The following is an 18728-nucleotide window of genomic DNA, read 5'->3' as shown; positions in this document are numbered from 1 at the left end:
ATTCCTACTTCATAATAGTAATCCTACGTTCCAACTATAATTGAAGCCCCCGTTACGGTCAAGGACACTTCCTTGTTGAAAAGTGTACGATTAGCGGAACTTTTACCTCATGCACCCATAAAAAGGAGAAAGCCTGTGCAAACGCAGCAGGCTTTCTCTTCCTGAACAAAGGATACGGCATAACAGAGGCTTCCTTCGCTCTCCCGTTAGCCTCTTTATCTACTATAGACACTCTTTTATTGATCCAGTGTTTCGCTCCAGTCGTGAACAGCACTGCCTTCGAGATACTTCTCGCAGTCCATAGCCGCCATACAGCCCGTTCCCGCAGCCGTAATAGCTTGCCGGTAACGGTTATCCTGTACATCCCCACAGGCAAAAACTCCGGGGATATTCGTTTCTGTTGTGCCTGGCTTCACTACAATATAGCCGTGTTCATCGGTATGGATTTGTCCGTTCAGGAAACCTGTGTTCGGTGTATGCCCGATGGCTACGAACACGCCATCTACCTCAATCAGCTCATCCTGATTGGTTTCATTATTGTGTACCTTCAAACCCTTTAAGCCAGCTTCTCCCGTCACAACTTCCAGAGGAGTCCGGTTTAATGCCCAATGTACTTTTTTGTTCTCACGCGCGCGATCTTGCATAATTTTGGACGCCCGCAACTCATCGCGACGATGGACCAAGGTTACACTGGAAGCAAAACGGGTCAAGAAGCTCGCTTCCTCCATGGCTGAATCGCCACCGCCAACCACGACAATCTTTTTCCCGCGGAAAAAGAAGCCATCGCAAGTTGCGCACGTGCTGACTCCGCGACCTACATTGTCTTGCTCGCCCGGAATGCCTAGATATTTGGCGGACGCACCTGTAGCAATAATGACCGACTCCGCCTCAATGATGCCTTTACCCTCTACCTTCACTTTAAAAGGACGTTTGCTGAAATCCACTTCCTCAACCCAACCGGAAGTAAATTCAGCGCCAAAACGTTCAGCCTGCTTGCGCATATTATCCATCAGTTCAGGCCCGAGGATACCTTGCTCAAAACCCGGGAAATTTTCAATTTTGGTCGTTGTAGTAAGCTGCCCACCGGGCTGCATCCCTTCAATGATCAGCGGATTCATGTTAGCGCGTGCCAAATAAATAGCGGCTGTGTAGCCTGCAGGACCTGTACCAATAATTATGGATTTATACATACGTTTGTTGCCTCCTTTAAGTGATGTTTGGAGCAGGTCTCAGACCTGCTTTTTAAACGTGGAGAGCGGTTGCTTCAGCTTCTGTTTGATACCACACACGCTGTCAATCTGGCGTGCATAGCGGCTTACGGTCGATACGGAAATACCATAACGATCGGCTACTTCCTGATAGGTGACTGAATGATGATGCATTTTAGCTGTCAAATATTCCAGCGCCGCTGCCCATCCCTCAGTGTGCTGAACCATCGGAACTTCCGGGGCAAGCCGATCCAAATACTCCAGCCAAAGCGATCTCAAATCGCGCTGCATGGCCGGATCTGATGGCTTGCTCATGACGGTCAGTACCTTATCCAGCACTGCCTGCCATTGTGGATCGACCGGGGAAGCAGATACACCACCTTCAATTGTATGCGGATCGTTCTCAACCTCCAACTGATCAGAATGTTCCGTTTCCGGGTACATTTTCTGCTCACCCTGCTCCGCCAGTTCTTGCAATACTTGCAAGGCACGGCGTTTCAGCTCATCCTCCTGGTCCGGGTCTTCTACGAAGGACTCCAGTGCCTGACGCACCTCATCATCACCGATCAAGCTTAACGCCTGAATGACCTGAAGCTGAGTCGCCCGATCCCCGTGGCGCAAGGCCCAGAAGAAGGATGACCGGATTAGCGGGTCCTTCTTCATACTGTCAGGCACCTGGTCAGCACCAAACTTCTCCCACATGCGGAATTGCTCCTCAAACGGGAGATGATAATGATAGCTGAGCACTTGCAGCGGTGTACCCTCCTGCTGGAGTTCCTCCAGTCGGGACAGGAAAAACCGCGGAACTTCCGAGGAAGCATCCTGTTTTTGCAAATGACTCCACAACCGACGAGCTTCCGCATATCTTCCGGTATTGCTAGCAGCTACCGCCGTGTAATGGTACAAAGAAGCATCCGCATTGTTCTCTCCATCGCCATGAAGCAACCTGCGGAAATGTCTGTAGGCCTCCTCATGGCGTCCGAGAATCCCCATAGTGGTCGCCAGCTTGAATACCTGCTCCTCCTGAAACGGTATAGTAACCGCCAAAGTCTGCACCAGACGATCCAATTCCGGGCCCCCGCCCTCGTGCTGATAAAAGATCGCCAAGTTGCACAATGCGTGTAAATTACCCGGCTCATCTTCCAGCACTTGAATAATGGTAGCCTTAGCATTTTGGAACAATCCCATGTAGTAATACGCCAGCGCCAGATTATTCCGCGCAGCGAACATATCCGGTTGTTCCTCTGAAATTTGCTTGAGCAACTGGGCTGCCTGAGCAAATTTCCCCTCCTCCAGCAGGACACGAGCCTGATCATGCTCTACTACTCCCTGCCGGGCCTTAATGCGGTTCAGCTTCGTTGGACGGTCCAGCTCATAATAGAGCAGTTCCATCATTTCCTCCGCCTCATCAAGAAACTGGCCTTCTTCGTCCTCCTCCAGGTACGTGACCAATGCTTTCTCCGCTTCTTCAAACTGCTCCATATTAGCGTAATTATTCGCCATATAGAAATAACACTCTGTCATCGACGAGTCTACGTCACTCAGAACAGAGGACAGGATCTCATTCGAACCTGCATAATCCCCCATCTCTGATAATATACCCGCCATATTGCAATGATTCACCGGATTATCCGGTTCATATTCAACGGCTTTGCGAAAATATTTCAATGCCTTGTCATAATGATTGCGATCAAGCGAGCGCACAGCTTTCTCAAAAAAGAAAGATGCGTCGAAACGCAAAGCAATAATTTTAGGGCTAGGTTCCGATACTCGCAGATGTTTCCCTTTCATAAATAACCAAGGCACCTCCTTTAAAAGTAACTGGCATGTTCATACCCTTCAGTATACCACAACTTCAAAACGACTTGACAGTCGATCCTGCCTCATTCCAAAAAACGGATACACTCTTGTATACCTATAGATATGTATAAAAGAATACGCTAAATAGCCGAGCGCTTTTTCCCTGTAGAAATAGGGAGCGTTCGGCTAACCACTGGATATGATACTTAGACCCAATAAACGTAATAATTAAAGCTTCAGCGGCACCAGCGAGCGCTCGCGATGCTGAAATACGGCAAGCTCGCGATAACCGACTTCATATAGAAGCGCGCGTGCCTTCTCCAAGTGCTCGGACAGCTTCACTGGATCATGAGCATCCGATCCTACGGTCAGCGGGATGCCTAGCGAAAAAGCTTCTTCCAGCATGCGGCGGCTCGGGAACATCTCGGCACAGGGCTTCGAAAGCCCGGATGCATTCAGTTCCATCGCCCGACCGCTACGGGCAACGGCTGAAATTGCGGCGCGCTCCAGTTCACGCAGCTCCTCCATTTCCTCCGGCCTCGGATGATAGCCGAAGCGCTTAATGACATCCAAATGACCCATGATGTCATACAAACCGGTAGCTGCCGCCTTGGAAACCGCATCATAATACGTGCGGTACACCTCAAGCACATTTTTGCCTTCCCAATGGTGTACCTGACGGAAGTCCGTGACATCCCATTCACCGAGAAAGTGGACGGAACCAATCACATAATCCCAGGGATACGCGGTGATGATGTCTTCGATTTCTCGTTCCCAGCCCTCGATGTAGTCGCCTTCCAAGCCAACACGAATATCAATTTGCCCTTTAAAACGTTCCTTCAGTTCCAAACATTCTTCCACGTACCGGGGCAGTTCCTCCATAGGCATTGCCATTTCCGGGTAATAGTCAGCCGGTTTTACATGCAGTAGTGGCATGTGATCGGACAAGCCGAGCTGATCCAGCCCTAGCCGAATTCCCTGCTGTACATACTCTTCCAGACTCCCTATGGCATGCCCGCAGCGGGCGTGATGCGTATGATAGTCAATTTTCATGCGGCCCTCCCCCTTTCAACACTACAACAAACCGTACTAATCACGACGAGGACGTTCATGGCGGCGATTCAGCTCAGCCAGCACGTCATCGAGCGGTAGCTTGCGCTCCTGCAACAGCACCAGCAGGTGATAAATCAAATCGCTGACCTCCAGGCGCAGTTCGTCATTATCTTTATTTTTGGCGGCAATGATTGTCTCGGATGCTTCTTCGCCAACCTTTTTCAAGATTTTATCTACACCTTTATCAAAAAGATAAGTCGTGTAGGCCCCTTCAGGACGTGTCTCTTCGCGCTCCTTAATAATCGCCTCCAGCTGGGCAAGTACCTCAAAGCGGTCTGCTGAAGCACTGGAAACATCATTTACCAACGTGTGGTCTCCTACATTACCTGCAATAGGTGCTACAGCCGTTCCTGGCGCGGAAATATTACGAAAAAAACAGCTCGTTGCTCCTGTATGACAGGCAGGACCGCTCGGAATGACACGTACCAACAGGGCATCACCGTCACAATCCAGCTGGATGGAGGTGATTTTTTGTGTGTTCCCCGAAGTAGCCCCCTTGTGCCACAGCTCCTGTCTGGAACGTGACCAGAACCAGGTCTCTCCCGACTCCAAAGATAGTTTCAGCGACTCGCGGTTCATGTAGGCCAGCGTAAGCACCTGAAGCGTAGCATCATCCTGCACAATCGCCGAGACAAGTCCTGCCTCATTCCAGCGTACATTATCCAGTATCTGCTCCAGAGATAGCTGTTGGTTCAATTCGTTGCTCATCGTATCTCCACTCCTCTGCGCTTCAAATCCCGTTTTAGCTCAGGGATTCCTATTTCTTTATAGTGAAAAATCGTTGCTGCTAATCCAGCATCCGCTTTGCCCGCCGTAAACACGTCATAGAAATGCTCCTGTTTGCCTGCTCCACCAGAAGCGATAACTGGAATCCCGACGGTATCCGATACCGCGGAAGTCAGTGGCAGGTCAAAGCCGTCCTTGGTTCCGTCCGCATTCATGCTGGTCAGCAGAATCTCACCGGCTCCCAACTGTTCAGCTTCCTTGGCCCAAGCCAAGGCTCGGATACCAGATGGCGTGCGGCCTCCGTGCGTATACACTTCCCACTCGCCCCACGCCTCGTTGTACTTGGCATCAATGGCAACAACGATACATTGTGAGCCAAAGCTGCGCGCACCCTCCGCAATCAGCTGAGGGTTACGGACAGCTGCCGTATTTACGCCAATTTTATCAGCTCCGGAACGCAAAATGCGTTTCATATCATCGACATGAGATATCCCGCCACCTACGGTGAAAGGAATGGCAATTTCCCCGGCTGTCTGACGAACTACTTCTTCCATGGTGGCACGCCCTTCAACTGAAGCAGAAATATCCAGAAATACGATTTCGTCCGCGCCTTCCCGATCATAAAGTGCCGCCAATTCCACCGGATCGCCTGCATCGCGTAAGTTCACAAAATTAACGCCCTTAACCACCCTGCCATCCTTTACATCCAAGCAGGGAATAATACGTTTAGCCAGCATGCCTACTCCCCCTATGCCTTTGCTACAGCTTGTACCGCGACCTGTAAATCAATGCTGCCCGTATACAATGCCTTACCCACAATAGCACCGCCTACACCCTCTTTCGCATAGGTGCTCAGCGTGATTAGATCGTCCATCTTGCTGACACCGCCGGAAGCGATCACGGTTCGTCGACTGCTTTTCGCAAGCGCTACAATCGCCTCCACATTCGGGCCTTGCATCATTCCGTCGCGGGAAATGTCTGTAAAAATGAACGTTTCCGCTCCCTTGGAGGCCAACTCAGCAGCCAATTCGTCCGCTCGAACCTCCGAGGTTTCAAGCCATCCGCGGGTGGCCACATAGCCATTCCGTGCATCCAGACCAATGGCGATCCGATCACCGTAGGTACCCAATACCGCTTCCGTAAAAGCACGGTCCTCAATCGCTGCCGTACCCAAGATCACACGGCTCACGCCCAGCGACAACAGTCGCTCTACATGTTCACGTGTACGCAAGCCGCCACCCACTTGTACAGGCACTTGCACCGCAGAAGCAATGCGCCCAATGAGCTCATCGTTCACCGGTTGACCTGCTTTAGCACCGTCCAAATCAACCAAATGAATGTAAGAGCCGCCCAAACGCTCCCATTCTTGGGCAACCTCCACCGGGTTTTCGTTGTATATCGTCTCCTGGTTATAATCTCCTTGTACCAGTCGTACACATTTGCCATCGCGAATATCAATCGCCGGGTATATCGTGAACAAAGTATGACCCCCTTGTGAGCTATTCAACATCTATATGCCTTTACATCCATCAACGACCAAAGTTGGCGTACCACCAATTGCAGCCCACGAATCGTTACGCTCGCTTTTCCACTTCCGCTAGTTCCAAAAACTGACGAAGCAGTCGCATCCCCATTTCCCCGCTTTTCTCTGGGTGGAACTGCATGCCATATACATGGCCTCTGCCCACGATAGCTGTTACGGGCCCGCCATAATCGGTCACCGCCAGCAGGTCACTTTCGACCTCCGGCTTCGCATGATAGGAATGTACAAAATACACATGTCCTTCCTCCAAGCCCTGTAACAACGGGTGGTCCGGCTGAATCATACACAGACGATTCCAGCCCATATGCGGCACTTTAACCCCCAGATCAGGAGCAAATCGAACGACCTCGCCTGGTAAAATATTAAGCCCTTCGTGACTGCCGTATTCTTCACCACGAGTGAACAACAGTTGCATTCCTAGACAAACACCGAGCAGTGGTTGTCCAGCGCTGGCAACCTCCTGAATTACCCGATCCAATCCGCTGGAACGCAAATGCTCCATAGCGTCCCCGAATGCTCCTACACCCGGCAAAATCACACCGCTGGAGGAACGAATCACTTGGGCATCTCCTGTTACTACAGCCTCATAGCCAAGACGCTCAACGGCCTTGCTCACACTATGCAGATTGCCTCTGCCGTAATCCACAATAGCAATGGACATGGACTACAGCACTCCCTTCGTTGAAGGCACTCCCGTCACCCGTGGATCAATGGATGTCGCTTCATCCAGTGCACGTCCCAGCGCTTTGAACACCGCTTCAATCATATGGTGGGTATTTTGCCCGTAGTGAACGATGACGTGTAGCGTCATGCGAGCCTCCAACGCAAATTTCCACAGAAATTCATGCACCAGCTCCGTCGAAAAGCTCCCTACCTGCTGTGACGGATACTCCGCACGATACTCAAAGTGAGGGCGGTTACTCAGATCAATGACAACCTGCGCGAGCGCCTCATCCATCGGTACAAAGACGCTGGCATAGCGCCTGATTCCTTTTTTATCACCCAACGCTTCCAGCAAGGTTTGCCCCAGACAAATACCAATATCCTCTACGGTATGATGATCGTCGATATCAACATCCCCTCTGGCCTGTACATTCAGGTCAAAGTGTCCGTGCTTGGTGAACAAATCCAGCATGTGATTCAGAAACGGAACATCCGTTTCAATCTCAGCTTGCCCTGTGCCGTCTACTGCAAAAGATAGCTGAATATCCGTTTCGTTCGTCTTTCGGCTGATGCTGCCTGTACGTTCTGTTACGTTATTTTCGTTCCCCATCGCCATCCACCGCCTTCTTTTCATTGTCCAATCGAACTTGTATCGCCCGTGCGTGTCCTTCCAGTCCTTCATGGCGGGCAAGCTGCATAATCGTCTCTCCATTGCGCAGCAGTGCTTCCTTGCTGTAATAGATCATACTCGACTTCTTGATAAAATCATCAATATCCACTGGCGAAGAAAACCGCGCCGTTCCATTCGTCGGGATAATGTGGTTAGGTCCGGCAAAATAATCGCCTACTGGCTCCGAGCTGTATGCTCCTAGGAAAATAGCTCCCGCGTTTTCAATCAGACCCACATGCTCCATCGGCTGCTCTGTCATAATTTCCAAATGTTCCGGCGCCAGTCGGTTTACAATATGGATGCCCTCTTCCAAAGTGTCGACGACAATGATAGCCCCATATGCCTCCACCGATGCAGCAGCAATATCTCTGCGCGGCAGCTCCGCCAATTGGCGCTGTACTTCAGCTGATACTTCTTCGGCCAAGCGTTGCGAAGGCGTAACCAGCATGGCTGAGGCCATTTCGTCATGTTCTGCCTGTGAAAGCAGGTCAGCTGCTACATAAGAGGCATTTGCTGTATCGTCAGCCAACACAACAATTTCACTTGGTCCCGCTATACTGTCGATATCCACCGCGCCATATACCTCGCGCTTCGCCAGCGCTACATAAATGTTGCCGGGACCGCAAATTTTATCGACTGGCTCAATGCTATGTGTTCCGTAAGCGAGAGAGGCGATCGCCTGCGCTCCGCCAACCCTATATATTTCCGTTACACCAGCCTCTGCCGCAGCTACCAGTGTATATGGATCTATCCCTGCTTTGCCGCCTGTCGCCGGGGGTGTCACCATGACAATCTCCGGTACACCAGCCACCTGAGCGGGAATGACATTCATCAGCACTGAGGATGGATAGGCTGCTTTACCGCCCGGAACATACACGCCTACACGTTTCAACGGTCGGATAATTTGACCGAGCAAGCTACCATCTGACTGTAAGTCCATCCACGAATTACGTTTTTGCTTCACGTGAAAAGCACGGATATTATCCGCCGCCTCTCGAATCGCCTGTAAAAAAGAAGGCTCTACCTTATCATATGCCGCCTTCAATTCTTCCTCCGTCACACGAAGTTGCTCTGCTGTCAGCGATACACCATCAAACGATCGCGTATACCGCAGGACAGCCTCATCCCCCTCTTGGCGTACCGACTGAATAATGGTACGCACAGCCTCATTTTGCTCAGGTGTGCCGTAATCCACCTCCCGTTGGAGACTGAAATCACGGGCTGATACGATCTTCATTTGTCCATTCCCCCTTACTTGCAGCTTGCAGAATGCCCCTTTAACCCTTGGCTTATTCCTCTAGTCCATTTACTCCCGGGGTGCCACCGCATTTGGAATCACCTGATGCAATCGATCACACAATGCCTGAATCGAGCTGTTTTTCATCCGGTAGCTGACCCGATTGGCAATCAGACGACTGGTAATATCCAGTATGCTGATCTGCTCGACCAATCCATTCTCCCGCAAGGTCTGCCCCGTTTCTACCATATCAACAATGCGGTCTGCCAGACCAATTAACGGCGCCAGCTCAATGGAGCCATTCAGCTTAATAACCTCCACCTGCTGGCCTTGCTCCCGAAAATACTGGGAAGCCACATTCGGATATTTTGTAGCGACCCGCTGACGAATACCTGGCTGCCAATCTGGTAAAGCAATCACCGACATCCGACAACGGGCAATCCCCAGATCCAGCAGTTCATACACATCCTTGTTTTCTTCCAGCAAAACATCCTTGCCCACAATGCCAATGTCCGCCGCCCCGTACTCCACATACGTAGGAACATCAACGGGCTTCGCCATTATAAATTCCATGCCCAGCTCGGGCAGTGGGATGACCAGCTTGCGCGTCTCGTCCACATCCAGCGGAATGGGAACCCCCGCTCGGCGAAATAGCTCAGAAGCCTGCTTATAAATCCGTCCCTTTGGCATGGCTACCTTCAATGTTTCCGTCACGGCAATTCCCTCCTTTGTACTGGCTGTCTTCCTTCAGCTGTATAGCTGTATACCTCTGCATACAGGCCCTGCTGCTCACGACGTCGATCTTCCGGTCCGTCCGTGAGCCCTGTCACCACAGTAAGACCTGTTGCGCGTAGCTGTGCCGCTACGGATAACGCCTCTTGGCGTCCCTGCTCGTCATAACGTATAAGTACAGGACGCTTCGTCTCCATTTGGATACCATCCACACCATCGACGATCCGGTTCGTTTTCAATGCAAATCCTGTTGCAGGTACGGATCGACCAAACTGCTGAAGCAGATTGTCATAGCGGCCTCCGTTGCATACCGGGAACCCAATCTCCGCCGCATAGCCCTCAAAAGTCATTCCTGTATAATATGAAAAATCCCCGATCATGGTAAGGTCGATTAACACATGCTCAGATACGCCGTAAGCCTCCAGCACTTCCCACACCTCGCACAAATGTGCAATGGATTGAATCGTCTGCTGCTCCACACTAAGACGGGTAGCCTGGTCACAAATTTCTTTTCCACCGCGCAACCGAAGAATAGCTTCCAACTTATCCCCATGTTCGGGAGCCAAGCCCAAAGCTTCAATCGCTGTTCGGTAGCCCACTACATCACGACTGAGCAACAGTTCCTTTAGCGCTTGTTGTTCAGCCTGGCGGCCTGGAATGATTTCCTCAAACAAACCGTTTAGGAATCCCACATGCCCCATCGCAATTTTAAAAGAGGCCACCCCTGCTGCCTGTAATGATGCAATTGCCAATGCTACAACTTCTGCATCAGCCTCAGGTGAATCATCACCCACCAGTTCCAAACCCGTCTGAAAAAACTCTGCTTCTCTTCCTGCCTCTTCCTCAATCGCCCGAAATACATTTGCGTGATAGGAAAGTCGGAGTGGTACTTCCTCTTCCTTTAGCAACGAAGATACCACCCGTGCAATTGGAGCGGTCATATCCGATCGCAGCACCAACGTGGTCCCCCGGTTATTGAGTAATTTAAACAGCTTCCGATCGGAGGTAGAACTAGCCACTCCCACCGTATCGTAGTATTCCATTGTAGGCGTCATAATCTGGCGGTAGCCCCAACGCTCCATGCATTCGAGTACATTCAGTTCAATGGCCCGCAGCTTCGACACTGCACGCGGAAGATAATCTCGAACCCCTACAGGGATCTCGAATCCTTTTGGCTTAGACATCTCTATCACCTCATGATTTCACAATATCTTTATCATGGTAAAGTGCTAACAAACTAAAGTATATTCGATATATTATCATGCTCTACTTGTGAACGTCAACCGAACGGCGCAGCCCTTTTTTACGGATTCGCCAAGTGGCTGCCCCTCCCTATATTTTATCCAATGCAAAATACATGAATCCTATATGAAAAACATCTATCAACGTATTCTCCGGAGCAAGACCGCGCCTACGTTAATTTTTTTGTGCATATAGAGTTGTTCAGCTCCACTGAAAATTTTTATAAATTCTATACTCTAAAAAAAAGACTGCCAGCTTTAAGCTAACAGTCCAAATCAAAATATTTAGCTATTCACCTGTTCATCTTTACTCCCGAAAGGAAACTTCGGAACCGTGCCCAAACCGATCCATGCAAATGGAACATATCGAAAACACAACGTCACAATCAGCCATGAGCCAAACAGCGCCAACAACCATCCACCGGCAACGGAGAAGATATATTCTATCGGTGTTCCATGCAAATCTAACTTGCGATACACCCGCAGTAACGCCGGGTGAAGTAAATAAATACCGAAAGAACATGCCCCCAACCAACTGATTAACATTCGCAGCCTATCATTAGTATGACGATATAATAAAACCGAGCACTGAAACAACACTAATGCAGATACGAGGGCATGTGCATTACGGAGTAGTTCATAGATCAGTGAGTCTGCATAGATGCCTTTGCGATATGCTACAAACCATATTTGTACATAAGCTATACCCACGAGTAGCCAAGCCGCCCACAACCCCCACCAACTGATCAACTGACCACGTCTAATTACTGTACCTGACACTGGAAAAAGCCACTTTTTAAACCCTTCATATCCAATCGCTACAGCTGCGCCCAAGGCAAAATAACTGATATACGTAATCGCAAGACTTCCTCTTTCCTCTTGCCAAACGTATTTGTTCAGCAATACAAATCCCCATTGAATGACTAACCCTACTGCCAAAATGATACAGGCTGCTCTCCGTGGACTCGATATCCAATGACATAAGCGCTGCACTCCCCACAACAACAGCGGGAAGACCAAATAAAATTGGATGATGATGATGACATAATACAAATGCGTATACGCCTTACCCGTTAACAGCACGAGTGGAAGATCACTGAGCGGCATTAACCCGCGTGTTACCAAGGTCAAATAATACACAAGAGAAAACAAAACGTACGGTAACACAATAAACATCAGTCTTTTTCGGAAAAACGCTAGCATATTCTTACCACGAAGCGGCCTATCGACATAATTGTAAAATAAAACAAACCCGCTCACAAAAATAAATACTGGCACCGCAAAGCTACTAAACATATTTAAAAATAGAAAAGGATAAAACAATAGAGAATGACGCGCATCAATTAAAGCCATTGAAGTCGCATGAATGGTAACAACGGCTGCAATTAATATTCCCCGGTAAATATCAAGCTCTGGTATACGTTCTTTTTTGACCAAATCAACACGCTCCCATATCGCCTTGCAAATATGTCTTTTAACAATTTTTAAACATAATTAACATGCATTACCCCACTTATTATACAGAAAAACAACACAAGAAAGACCCCTTAATACATAAGGGGCCTTCCTTATAGTGCTATTTACTACTCATCCATACCAGAACGTCTTAAATCACGCAACGGATTGCCACCCACAAATGCACCTGCGGGTACGTCTTTATGCACGACCGCTCCAGCCGCTACGATAGCTCCGTCACCGATGGTGACACCCGGCAAAATGGTTGTGTTGGCGCCGATCAGCACATGATCACCAATCACCACTTTACCGATACGATACTCCTCAATGAGGTATTCATGAGCCAGTATCGTCGTGTTATATCCAATGACCGAATTGTTCCCTATCGTAATATGCTCTGGAAAAAAAACATCCACCATCACCATCAGGCCGAAGGCCGCATGTTGCCCCACCTTCATTCCCAGCATTCTGCGGTAAATGACGTTTTTCAGAGAAAGCACAGGACAATACCGGGCAATCTGTATAAAAATAAAGTTCTTAATGCCTTTCCAGCGGCTCACCGTCCGATAAATCTGCCACAACGCATTGGGACCCTCTACAGGATAGCGGTTCACCTTTCTCACGATACATTGACACCTTGAAGCTCCAGCTTCAGCAAATCCCGCATATCATGCAACATGTAGTCAGGCCCATATCCGCGCAGAGTTTCCTCGCCCTTGAGCGACCAAGCTACACCAGCCGATTTCACACCTGCAGCCTGAGCTGACAAAATATCAAAAGAACTGTCTCCGACCATCAATGTGTGCTCTGCTTCAGCATTCAAGCCTGCTAAGGCCTTAAGGACTGGCTCAGCGTGTGGCTTAGGATGCTCCACATCGTCTACTGTCACAATATAGTCCATATAGGAAGTCAGATTGAACAGATTAAGTACACGTATCGTGGATGGTCGTATTTTGGTTGTCACAACCCCCAGCTTAATTCCTCTCGTACGCAACTCCTGAATAACCTCAATGACATATGGAAATGGCTTCACCATTTGATCATGATGAATCTGATTATAAGCACGGTAGTCCTTAACCAACCCAGATACATCCGTTAGTCCCGAAAAAGTGCGGAGTTGATCGTCCAGTGTTCCACCCATATGAGGAATAATATGCTCCCGCGTCAGCGGATCAGCATCCGGATGATTCAAAATGTGTAGAAATGTGCTGATAATCAACTCATTCGTATCCATGATGGTGCCGTCTAAATCAAACAAAATCGTATTTATCATAGATGCTCCTTCTTGTCCTCGTCCGTGTCTTCCTTAGGTAGCTTATCCGCCGTAGCTGTTGGAGGAACCGCACCTTGTCCTGGACGGGATACCTGTTCTGGCGTCACGTCAGGTACCTGATCAATCCCCGCTTTGCTAGAGATAATCGAATCGCTATACCGAGCAACAGATGTGCCCTTCCGGCGACGAACCAAAATGAAAATCACGGCAGCCACCACAATGAAAATAGGCAGCAATTGTGATATCCGTACGTTACCGTAACTTGGGTCCAGATGCCCTGGTTCAAACCCTAACCATACCATAGGAGACCACAGGGCATTTACAAAGGAAGCGAGCCAATCCGGTCCCTGAAAAGCCAAACTGTCCGTCCGTACACGCTCGATGAAAAAACGACCAATCGAGTACCAAATGAAGTAAAACGCAAACATTTCGCCTGCACGTACAAATTTCATACGACGAATGACGAGCAGCAAAATCACACCTACAATACTCCACAGTGATTCATATAAAAATGTAGGATGATGAAACACCCCGTTAACGTTCATCTGATTCACAATGAAATCCGGCAAATGCAGTTGATTTCGCAAAAAAGTCTCTTCCGTCGGTCCACCGTAGGCTTCCTGATTGACAAAATTACCCCAGCGTCCAATCGCTTGACCGATTAGTAGACCTGGTGCACAAATATCAGCGATACGCCAGAAGTTATACCCTTTATACCGGAAATAAATGACCGCACATATAATGGCCCCGATCAAGGCACCGTATATCGCAATACCGCCATTCCAAATTTTAAAAACATCCCATAGATTATCTCGGTAGTCTTCCCATTTGAAGGCTACATAATAAATACGCGCTCCAATAATAGCTGATGGAACACCCAGAAGCAGCATATCCATAAAAAAGTCCTGCGGAATACCGAATCTTTTTCCTTCACGGATGGCAAGATATAGACCCACAAGCGCCGCCAGCCCCAAAATAAGTCCATACCAGTGGACCTTGATTGCCCCGATTGAAAAAGCGATCGGATTCAGCAGTAATGTTGCCGTTGACATATGTTTCTCTCACTCCTCGTTCTTCCTTGCAAACGAACAAATCAACCTTAATCCATCTCTTCCATATCTTCAGAAATCGTAGCAGTCAGCTTGTTTGTAAATTGCAGGGCAGCATTAACGCCCATTTGTTTCAAACGATAGTTCATCGCCGCCACCTCGATAATAACAGCCAAGTTTCGGCCCGGACGAACTGGGATCGTAACCAGTGGAACATCTGTATCAATAATGCGTGTCGTTTCCTCATCAAGACCAAGACGGTCATACTGCTTGTCCTGCTGCCATGCCTCCAGACGGACAACCAATGTAATCCGTTTGTTGTTACGAACTGCACCAGCACCAAACAGCGTCATCACATTAATAATGCCCACGCCACGAATTTCCAACAGGTGACGGATCAGCTCAGGTGCTGTACCATGCAGTTGAAAATCGGACGTTTGCCGAATTTCTACCGCATCATCTGCTACCAAGCGATGTCCACGCTTAACCAGCTCCAGCGCCGTTTCACTTTTACCAATTCCACTACTTCCTGTGATAAGCATTCCCACGCCATACACGTCACATAGTACACCATGAATAGTCGCCGTAGGAGCCAGCTTTCTTTCGAGAAAGCCTGTGATGCGGCTTGATAAAATCGTCGTCGCCATATTAGTGCGCAGTACAGGAATATCCCGCTCTGCACTCGCCTCCACTAACTCAGCTGGTACCTCCAGACCACGTGTGATGATAATACATGGAGTCAGCTCTGTACACAGACGCTCCATCCGATCCCGTCGCTCCTCAGGAGGAAGCATCCCCAGAAAAGCCAACTCAGACCTTCCCAGAAGCTGTACCCGCTCCTGTGTATGATATTCAAAATACCCGGCCATCTCCAGACCTGGGCGATTCAAATCATCCACTGTGATCAGTCTTCGCAGACCTTTTTCACCAGAAATAACTTCCATTTGAAACTGCTGTACAAGCTCGGATACCTTTACCTGTTTAGCCATTGTATTCTCCCCTTCATCTGCAACACCGGATTCTATACGTTATTTGATTTATGTAGCTTTACCCTATTAACCATACAGCCCAACGCCAGTCTATGCTGCACTGCATCAATCCACACTCCACTTGATTTAACACTATGGTTCCAGGCTAACTCTATTCCGACAGCTGGATTGATCCCATCTAGGACCCTTGCCAACGAACCTTGCCTGCATCTAGACCTGTACCATTGTACCCATCGTATCGGAATTTTCCAATGAATGCAATGCCGAAGCTAGTAGCCGTATGCGATATACAAAAAGAGTCGCAGTTCTCCGCTTGGGGAAAACTGCGACTCTCTTCCAGAGGCAAATTTTATTCGCCAACCAGAATACTCAATTCCGATTCCTTATCAAAAATATGAACCTTGTTCATATCAACAGCCAACTTCGCTTTAACACCATCACGAGTATTGGAACGTCCGTCTACACGGGCAATAATCGTATCATTTCCGGCACCGCTCAAGTACAACAGCATTTCATGACCGAGATTTTCCGTTACATCCACAGTGGATGTAAAGATCGTATTCGGGGAAGCCTCCAAGAATACAGGCTCTTCATGAATGTCCTCAGGACGGATACCCAAGATCACTTCTTTGCCGATATAGCCCTTCGCTTTTAAAATCTGTCCTTTACCTTCTGGTACGAACAGATCCAGACCTGGCGCAGTAAAATGCAATGCACCTTCTTTTTCAACCAGCTTACCTGTGATAAAGTTCATCGTAGGAGAGCCGATAAAACCAGCAACGAACAGATTCACTGGACGGTTGTACAGTTCATCTGGGGATGCAGCTTGTTGGATAATACCATCCTTCATAACTACAATCCGATCACCCATCGTCATGGCTTCAATCTGGTCATGTGTTACATAGATACAAGTGGTTTCAAGGCGTTTAACCAGTTTAGTGATTTCAGCACGCATTTGACCACGAAGTTTAGCATCCAAGTTGGAGAGCGGCTCATCCATCAGGAAGACTTGAGGATCGCGGACGATCGCACGGCCCAGAGCGACACGTTGGCGTTGACCACCGGACAGCGCCTTAGGTTTACGTTCCAGCAAGTGCTCGATATCGAGGATTTTGGCAGCTTCGCGTACTTTCTTGTCGATTTCTTCTTTCTTAACTTTGCGCAGTTTCAGACCGAACGCCATGTTCTGGTACACGCTCATGTGCGGATACAGGGCGTAGGATTGGAATACCATCGCGATATCGCGGTCCTTTGGAGCCACGTCGTTCACAACACGATCCCCAATGTACAATTTACCATCTGAAATTTCCTCCAGACCAGCAATCATACGAAGTGTAGTAGACTTCCCGCAACCGGAGGGACCAACCAATACGAGGAATTCTTTATCTCGAATGTCCAAATTGACATCAACAACCGTAGCTTTATCTGCACCCGGATATTTTTTGAAAATATGCTCTAAACGTACACCAGCCATAGCTTTTGCCTCCCTAAGATCAAGTTATGAAATCGAATACATTTCTTACTTGTATCTTACCCTAGTCCTTGTAGCGTGGCTATTCGCAAACTGCACAAAGATGCTATTTCCTTTTTGTCACTTTGTACAATAGCAGATAGAGCTTGACCAAAACCGCATCATTAAACGTCCGCACGTCCAATCCGGTCTCCTGTTTGATCTTGTCCAAACGGTAAATTAACGTATTTCGATGCACATAGAGACGCTTAGCTGTCTCACTCACATTACAATCCAATTGAAAAAAGATATCTAATGTAGCCATCGTTTCTGAGTCTTCCAGTATGACAGATGATTTCATTACCTGTTCTAAAAATAGTACGCGTTGTTCCTTGGGAATGCGGTTTAACAGCCTTTCTAAATGAAGCTCCCATGAAAAGTGGATGTGCTCTGTTACATGAAAAATCTTGCCCAGATGTATCGTCTCCCATAACAAATTCAGCTCTTGGGGAAGACTTTGCAAAGGGATCGAAGGCTTAGAAACCGCCAAATGGAATACACCCACCCACTCATTCGCAATAAGCTCATATAGGCCCAAGCTAAAAGCTGTAAGAACCTCCTCCAGCGATTCCGTAAAATCTGCATCCCTGGACTCAGTGTCTTTATCCCGTTCATCGTCCGCACCTAATAAAAGCTCCTTTTTAGCCATAATCAGCCAAGACTGTTCGTCCAATGGAGTAAGCAGCACTTCCCCTCCAAAATAGCTCGCGAACAATCGATGGAGCTGCGTATAGGTAATAGCCCCCTCCTGTGTTCCCTCGCCATTCAGTAAAATCGGAACCATACACGCTGATAGCGAATCACGAAGCTGCAATTCATCAGGAACCTCTTCTTCTCTGTTTAGATTGGCAGCCTGCTGTATGAGCCATTGTCCAAAACGATTCATCCGCTCTTCCTCGCTATAAACTGGGTTATCCGACAATTGTGGACCGTTCTGCCAGACCTGCTCCATGTTCCCCAATAGCGCTTCTACCAGTTTCCGTTCTCGATCCGTCAAATACCTGGCCTCTACCACAAAGGCAGCCAGTTCACCTGCCGACGCACGAAACGGAAAATATAGCTTGTTGTCATGGACAAACGATCTATCCGGTATAACTGAATCGGCTGTCTCTCCCTCTGCCATCATTTCCGGGCACCAAGGCACTATGGTAAAAGGCGCTTGAATAATATTCTGAAGCTGTTGTTGAATCCATTCTGTATCCAGAGTCACGCGATCACCACTTCACTTTTTTAGAATATAGAATAAGCACTAAGCGAACATAATGAACTCATTATAACCTGTCGATACCGTAAAATAAAAAAACTATATAAAAACATAACTTAAAACAATACAAAAAAAGCCATCAACTATAGGTTGATGACTTCTGATGAGCCATGAAGGACTCGAACCTTCGACACCCTGATTAAAAGTCAGGTGCTCTACCAACTGAGCTAATGGCTCGTAAAACTGGTGGAGGATGATGGATTCGAACCACCGAACCCGTAAGGGAGCAGATTTACAGTCTGATGCGTTTGGCCA

The 18728-nt window shown here is 48.4% G+C and carries 18 protein-coding genes and 1 tRNA gene; all 19 read right to left on the bottom strand.

The window, feature by feature from the left end; genetic code table 11:
* Nucleotides 1-236 precede the first annotated feature (236 nt).
* Nucleotides 237-1190, bottom strand: coding sequence for a thioredoxin-disulfide reductase (trxB, locus tag G9G54_RS21415; RefSeq protein ID WP_165179535.1), 954 nt, complete (start codon nucleotides 1188-1190; stop codon nucleotides 237-239).
* A gap of 39 nt (nucleotides 1191-1229) precedes the next feature.
* Nucleotides 1230-2999: a tetratricopeptide repeat protein gene (locus G9G54_RS21410; RefSeq protein ID WP_165179534.1), complete on the bottom strand. Its 1770-nt coding sequence runs from the start codon at nucleotides 2997-2999 to the stop codon at nucleotides 1230-1232.
* Nucleotides 3000-3236: 237 nt separating this feature from the next.
* On the bottom strand, nucleotides 3237-4061 hold the full coding sequence (gene hisJ, locus G9G54_RS21405; protein WP_165179533.1) for a histidinol-phosphatase HisJ: 825 nt from the start codon (nucleotides 4059-4061) through the stop codon (nucleotides 3237-3239).
* Nucleotides 4062-4097: 36 nt separating this feature from the next.
* Complete coding sequence (gene hisIE, locus G9G54_RS21400) at nucleotides 4098-4829, bottom strand: bifunctional phosphoribosyl-AMP cyclohydrolase/phosphoribosyl-ATP diphosphatase HisIE (RefSeq protein ID WP_165179532.1); 732 nt, start codon at nucleotides 4827-4829, stop codon at nucleotides 4098-4100.
* Nucleotides 4826-5584, bottom strand: coding sequence for an imidazole glycerol phosphate synthase subunit HisF (gene hisF, locus G9G54_RS21395; RefSeq protein WP_165179531.1), 759 nt, complete (start codon nucleotides 5582-5584; stop codon nucleotides 4826-4828). The genes hisIE and hisF overlap by 4 nt, the downstream gene beginning before the upstream one ends.
* 11 nt (nucleotides 5585-5595) lie before the next feature.
* Nucleotides 5596-6327 (bottom strand): 1-(5-phosphoribosyl)-5-[(5-phosphoribosylamino)methylideneamino]imidazole-4-carboxamide isomerase, encoded by a 732-nt coding sequence (gene hisA, locus G9G54_RS21390; protein ID WP_165179530.1) that lies wholly within the window; start codon nucleotides 6325-6327, stop codon nucleotides 5596-5598.
* A gap of 94 nt (nucleotides 6328-6421) precedes the next feature.
* Nucleotides 6422-7051 carry an imidazole glycerol phosphate synthase subunit HisH gene (hisH, locus tag G9G54_RS21385; RefSeq protein ID WP_165179529.1) on the bottom strand — a complete coding sequence of 210 codons (630 nt, stop codon included), beginning with the start codon at nucleotides 7049-7051 and terminating at the stop codon, nucleotides 6422-6424.
* Nucleotides 7052-7054: 3 nt separating this feature from the next.
* The gene (gene hisB, locus G9G54_RS21380; protein ID WP_165179640.1) at nucleotides 7055-7663 is read right to left on the bottom strand and encodes an imidazoleglycerol-phosphate dehydratase HisB; all 609 of its coding nucleotides are present in this window, start codon (nucleotides 7661-7663) and stop codon (nucleotides 7055-7057) included.
* The gene (hisD, locus tag G9G54_RS21375) at nucleotides 7647-8960 is read right to left on the bottom strand and encodes a histidinol dehydrogenase (protein WP_165179528.1); all 1314 of its coding nucleotides are present in this window, start codon (nucleotides 8958-8960) and stop codon (nucleotides 7647-7649) included. The genes hisB and hisD overlap by 17 nt, the downstream gene beginning before the upstream one ends.
* A 69-nt stretch (nucleotides 8961-9029) precedes the next feature.
* Nucleotides 9030-9674: an ATP phosphoribosyltransferase gene (hisG, locus tag G9G54_RS21370; RefSeq protein WP_061830205.1), complete on the bottom strand. Its 645-nt coding sequence runs from the start codon at nucleotides 9672-9674 to the stop codon at nucleotides 9030-9032.
* Nucleotides 9671-10876 (bottom strand): ATP phosphoribosyltransferase regulatory subunit, encoded by a 1206-nt coding sequence (locus tag G9G54_RS21365; RefSeq protein WP_165179527.1) that lies wholly within the window; start codon nucleotides 10874-10876, stop codon nucleotides 9671-9673. The genes hisG and G9G54_RS21365 overlap by 4 nt, the downstream gene beginning before the upstream one ends.
* Before the next feature lie 342 nt (nucleotides 10877-11218).
* Nucleotides 11219-12370 (bottom strand): acyltransferase, encoded by a 1152-nt coding sequence (locus G9G54_RS21360; RefSeq protein WP_165179526.1) that lies wholly within the window; start codon nucleotides 12368-12370, stop codon nucleotides 11219-11221.
* A 146-nt stretch (nucleotides 12371-12516) separates the two neighbouring features.
* Nucleotides 12517-13011: an acyltransferase gene (locus tag G9G54_RS21355; protein ID WP_165179525.1), complete on the bottom strand. Its 495-nt coding sequence runs from the start codon at nucleotides 13009-13011 to the stop codon at nucleotides 12517-12519.
* On the bottom strand, nucleotides 13008-13661 hold the full coding sequence (gene ppaX, locus G9G54_RS21350; RefSeq protein WP_165179524.1) for a pyrophosphatase PpaX: 654 nt from the start codon (nucleotides 13659-13661) through the stop codon (nucleotides 13008-13010). The genes G9G54_RS21355 and ppaX overlap by 4 nt, the downstream gene beginning before the upstream one ends.
* Entirely contained in the window at nucleotides 13658-14713 is a 1056-nt protein-coding gene (gene lgt, locus G9G54_RS21345; RefSeq protein ID WP_165179523.1) for a prolipoprotein diacylglyceryl transferase, read from the bottom strand. The genes ppaX and lgt overlap by 4 nt, the downstream gene beginning before the upstream one ends.
* A gap of 47 nt (nucleotides 14714-14760) precedes the next feature.
* On the bottom strand, nucleotides 14761-15699 hold the full coding sequence (hprK, locus tag G9G54_RS21340) for an HPr(Ser) kinase/phosphatase (RefSeq protein ID WP_013308232.1): 939 nt from the start codon (nucleotides 15697-15699) through the stop codon (nucleotides 14761-14763).
* A 349-nt stretch (nucleotides 15700-16048) separates the two neighbouring features.
* Complete coding sequence (locus G9G54_RS21335; RefSeq protein ID WP_165179522.1) at nucleotides 16049-17173, bottom strand: ABC transporter ATP-binding protein; 1125 nt, start codon at nucleotides 17171-17173, stop codon at nucleotides 16049-16051.
* A gap of 103 nt (nucleotides 17174-17276) precedes the next feature.
* The gene (locus G9G54_RS21330) at nucleotides 17277-18419 is read right to left on the bottom strand and encodes a PucR family transcriptional regulator (protein WP_165179521.1); all 1143 of its coding nucleotides are present in this window, start codon (nucleotides 18417-18419) and stop codon (nucleotides 17277-17279) included.
* 158 nt (nucleotides 18420-18577) lie between these two features.
* Nucleotides 18578-18650: transfer RNA gene (locus tag G9G54_RS21325), tRNA-Lys, on the bottom strand.
* Between the last annotated feature and the right edge of the window lie 78 nt (nucleotides 18651-18728).

Origin of the sequence: Paenibacillus sp. EKM212P (assembly GCF_011066115.1) — a bacterium.
GTDB lineage: Bacteria > Bacillota > Bacilli > Paenibacillales > Paenibacillaceae > Paenibacillus > Paenibacillus polymyxa_B.
The sequence above is the reverse complement of the archived record's forward strand: the minus strand, read 5'-3'. Positions and strand labels throughout refer to the sequence as shown.

Excerpts from the sequence above, each read along its gene's own strand:
- G9G54_RS21365 (WP_165179527.1), bottom strand. The coding sequence starts at position 10,876 with ATGTCTAAGCCAAAAGGATTCGAGATCCCTGTAGGGGTTCGAGATTAT.
- G9G54_RS21335 (WP_165179522.1), bottom strand. The coding sequence starts at position 17,173 with ATGGCTGGTGTACGTTTAGAGCATATTTTCAAAAAATATCCGGGTGCA.
- ppaX (WP_165179524.1), bottom strand. The coding sequence starts at position 13,661 with ATGATAAATACGATTTTGTTTGATTTAGACGGCACCATCATGGATACG.
- G9G54_RS21410 (WP_165179534.1), bottom strand. The coding sequence starts at position 2,999 with ATGAAAGGGAAACATCTGCGAGTATCGGAACCTAGCCCTAAAATTATT.
- hisIE (WP_165179532.1), bottom strand. The coding sequence starts at position 4,829 with ATGAGCAACGAATTGAACCAACAGCTATCTCTGGAGCAGATACTGGAT.
- lgt (WP_165179523.1), bottom strand. The coding sequence starts at position 14,713 with ATGTCAACGGCAACATTACTGCTGAATCCGATCGCTTTTTCAATCGGG.
- trxB (WP_165179535.1), bottom strand. The coding sequence starts at position 1,190 with ATGTATAAATCCATAATTATTGGTACAGGTCCTGCAGGCTACACAGCC.
- hisJ (WP_165179533.1), bottom strand. The coding sequence starts at position 4,061 with ATGAAAATTGACTATCATACGCATCACGCCCGCTGCGGGCATGCCATA.
- hprK (WP_013308232.1), bottom strand. The coding sequence starts at position 15,699 with ATGGCTAAACAGGTAAAGGTATCCGAGCTTGTACAGCAGTTTCAAATG.
- hisF (WP_165179531.1), bottom strand. The coding sequence starts at position 5,584 with ATGCTGGCTAAACGTATTATTCCCTGCTTGGATGTAAAGGATGGCAGG.
- hisD (WP_165179528.1), bottom strand. The coding sequence starts at position 8,960 with ATGAAGATCGTATCAGCCCGTGATTTCAGTCTCCAACGGGAGGTGGAT.
- hisB (WP_165179640.1), bottom strand. The coding sequence starts at position 7,663 with ATGGGGAACGAAAATAACGTAACAGAACGTACAGGCAGCATCAGCCGA.
- hisH (WP_165179529.1), bottom strand. The coding sequence starts at position 7,051 with ATGTCCATTGCTATTGTGGATTACGGCAGAGGCAATCTGCATAGTGTG.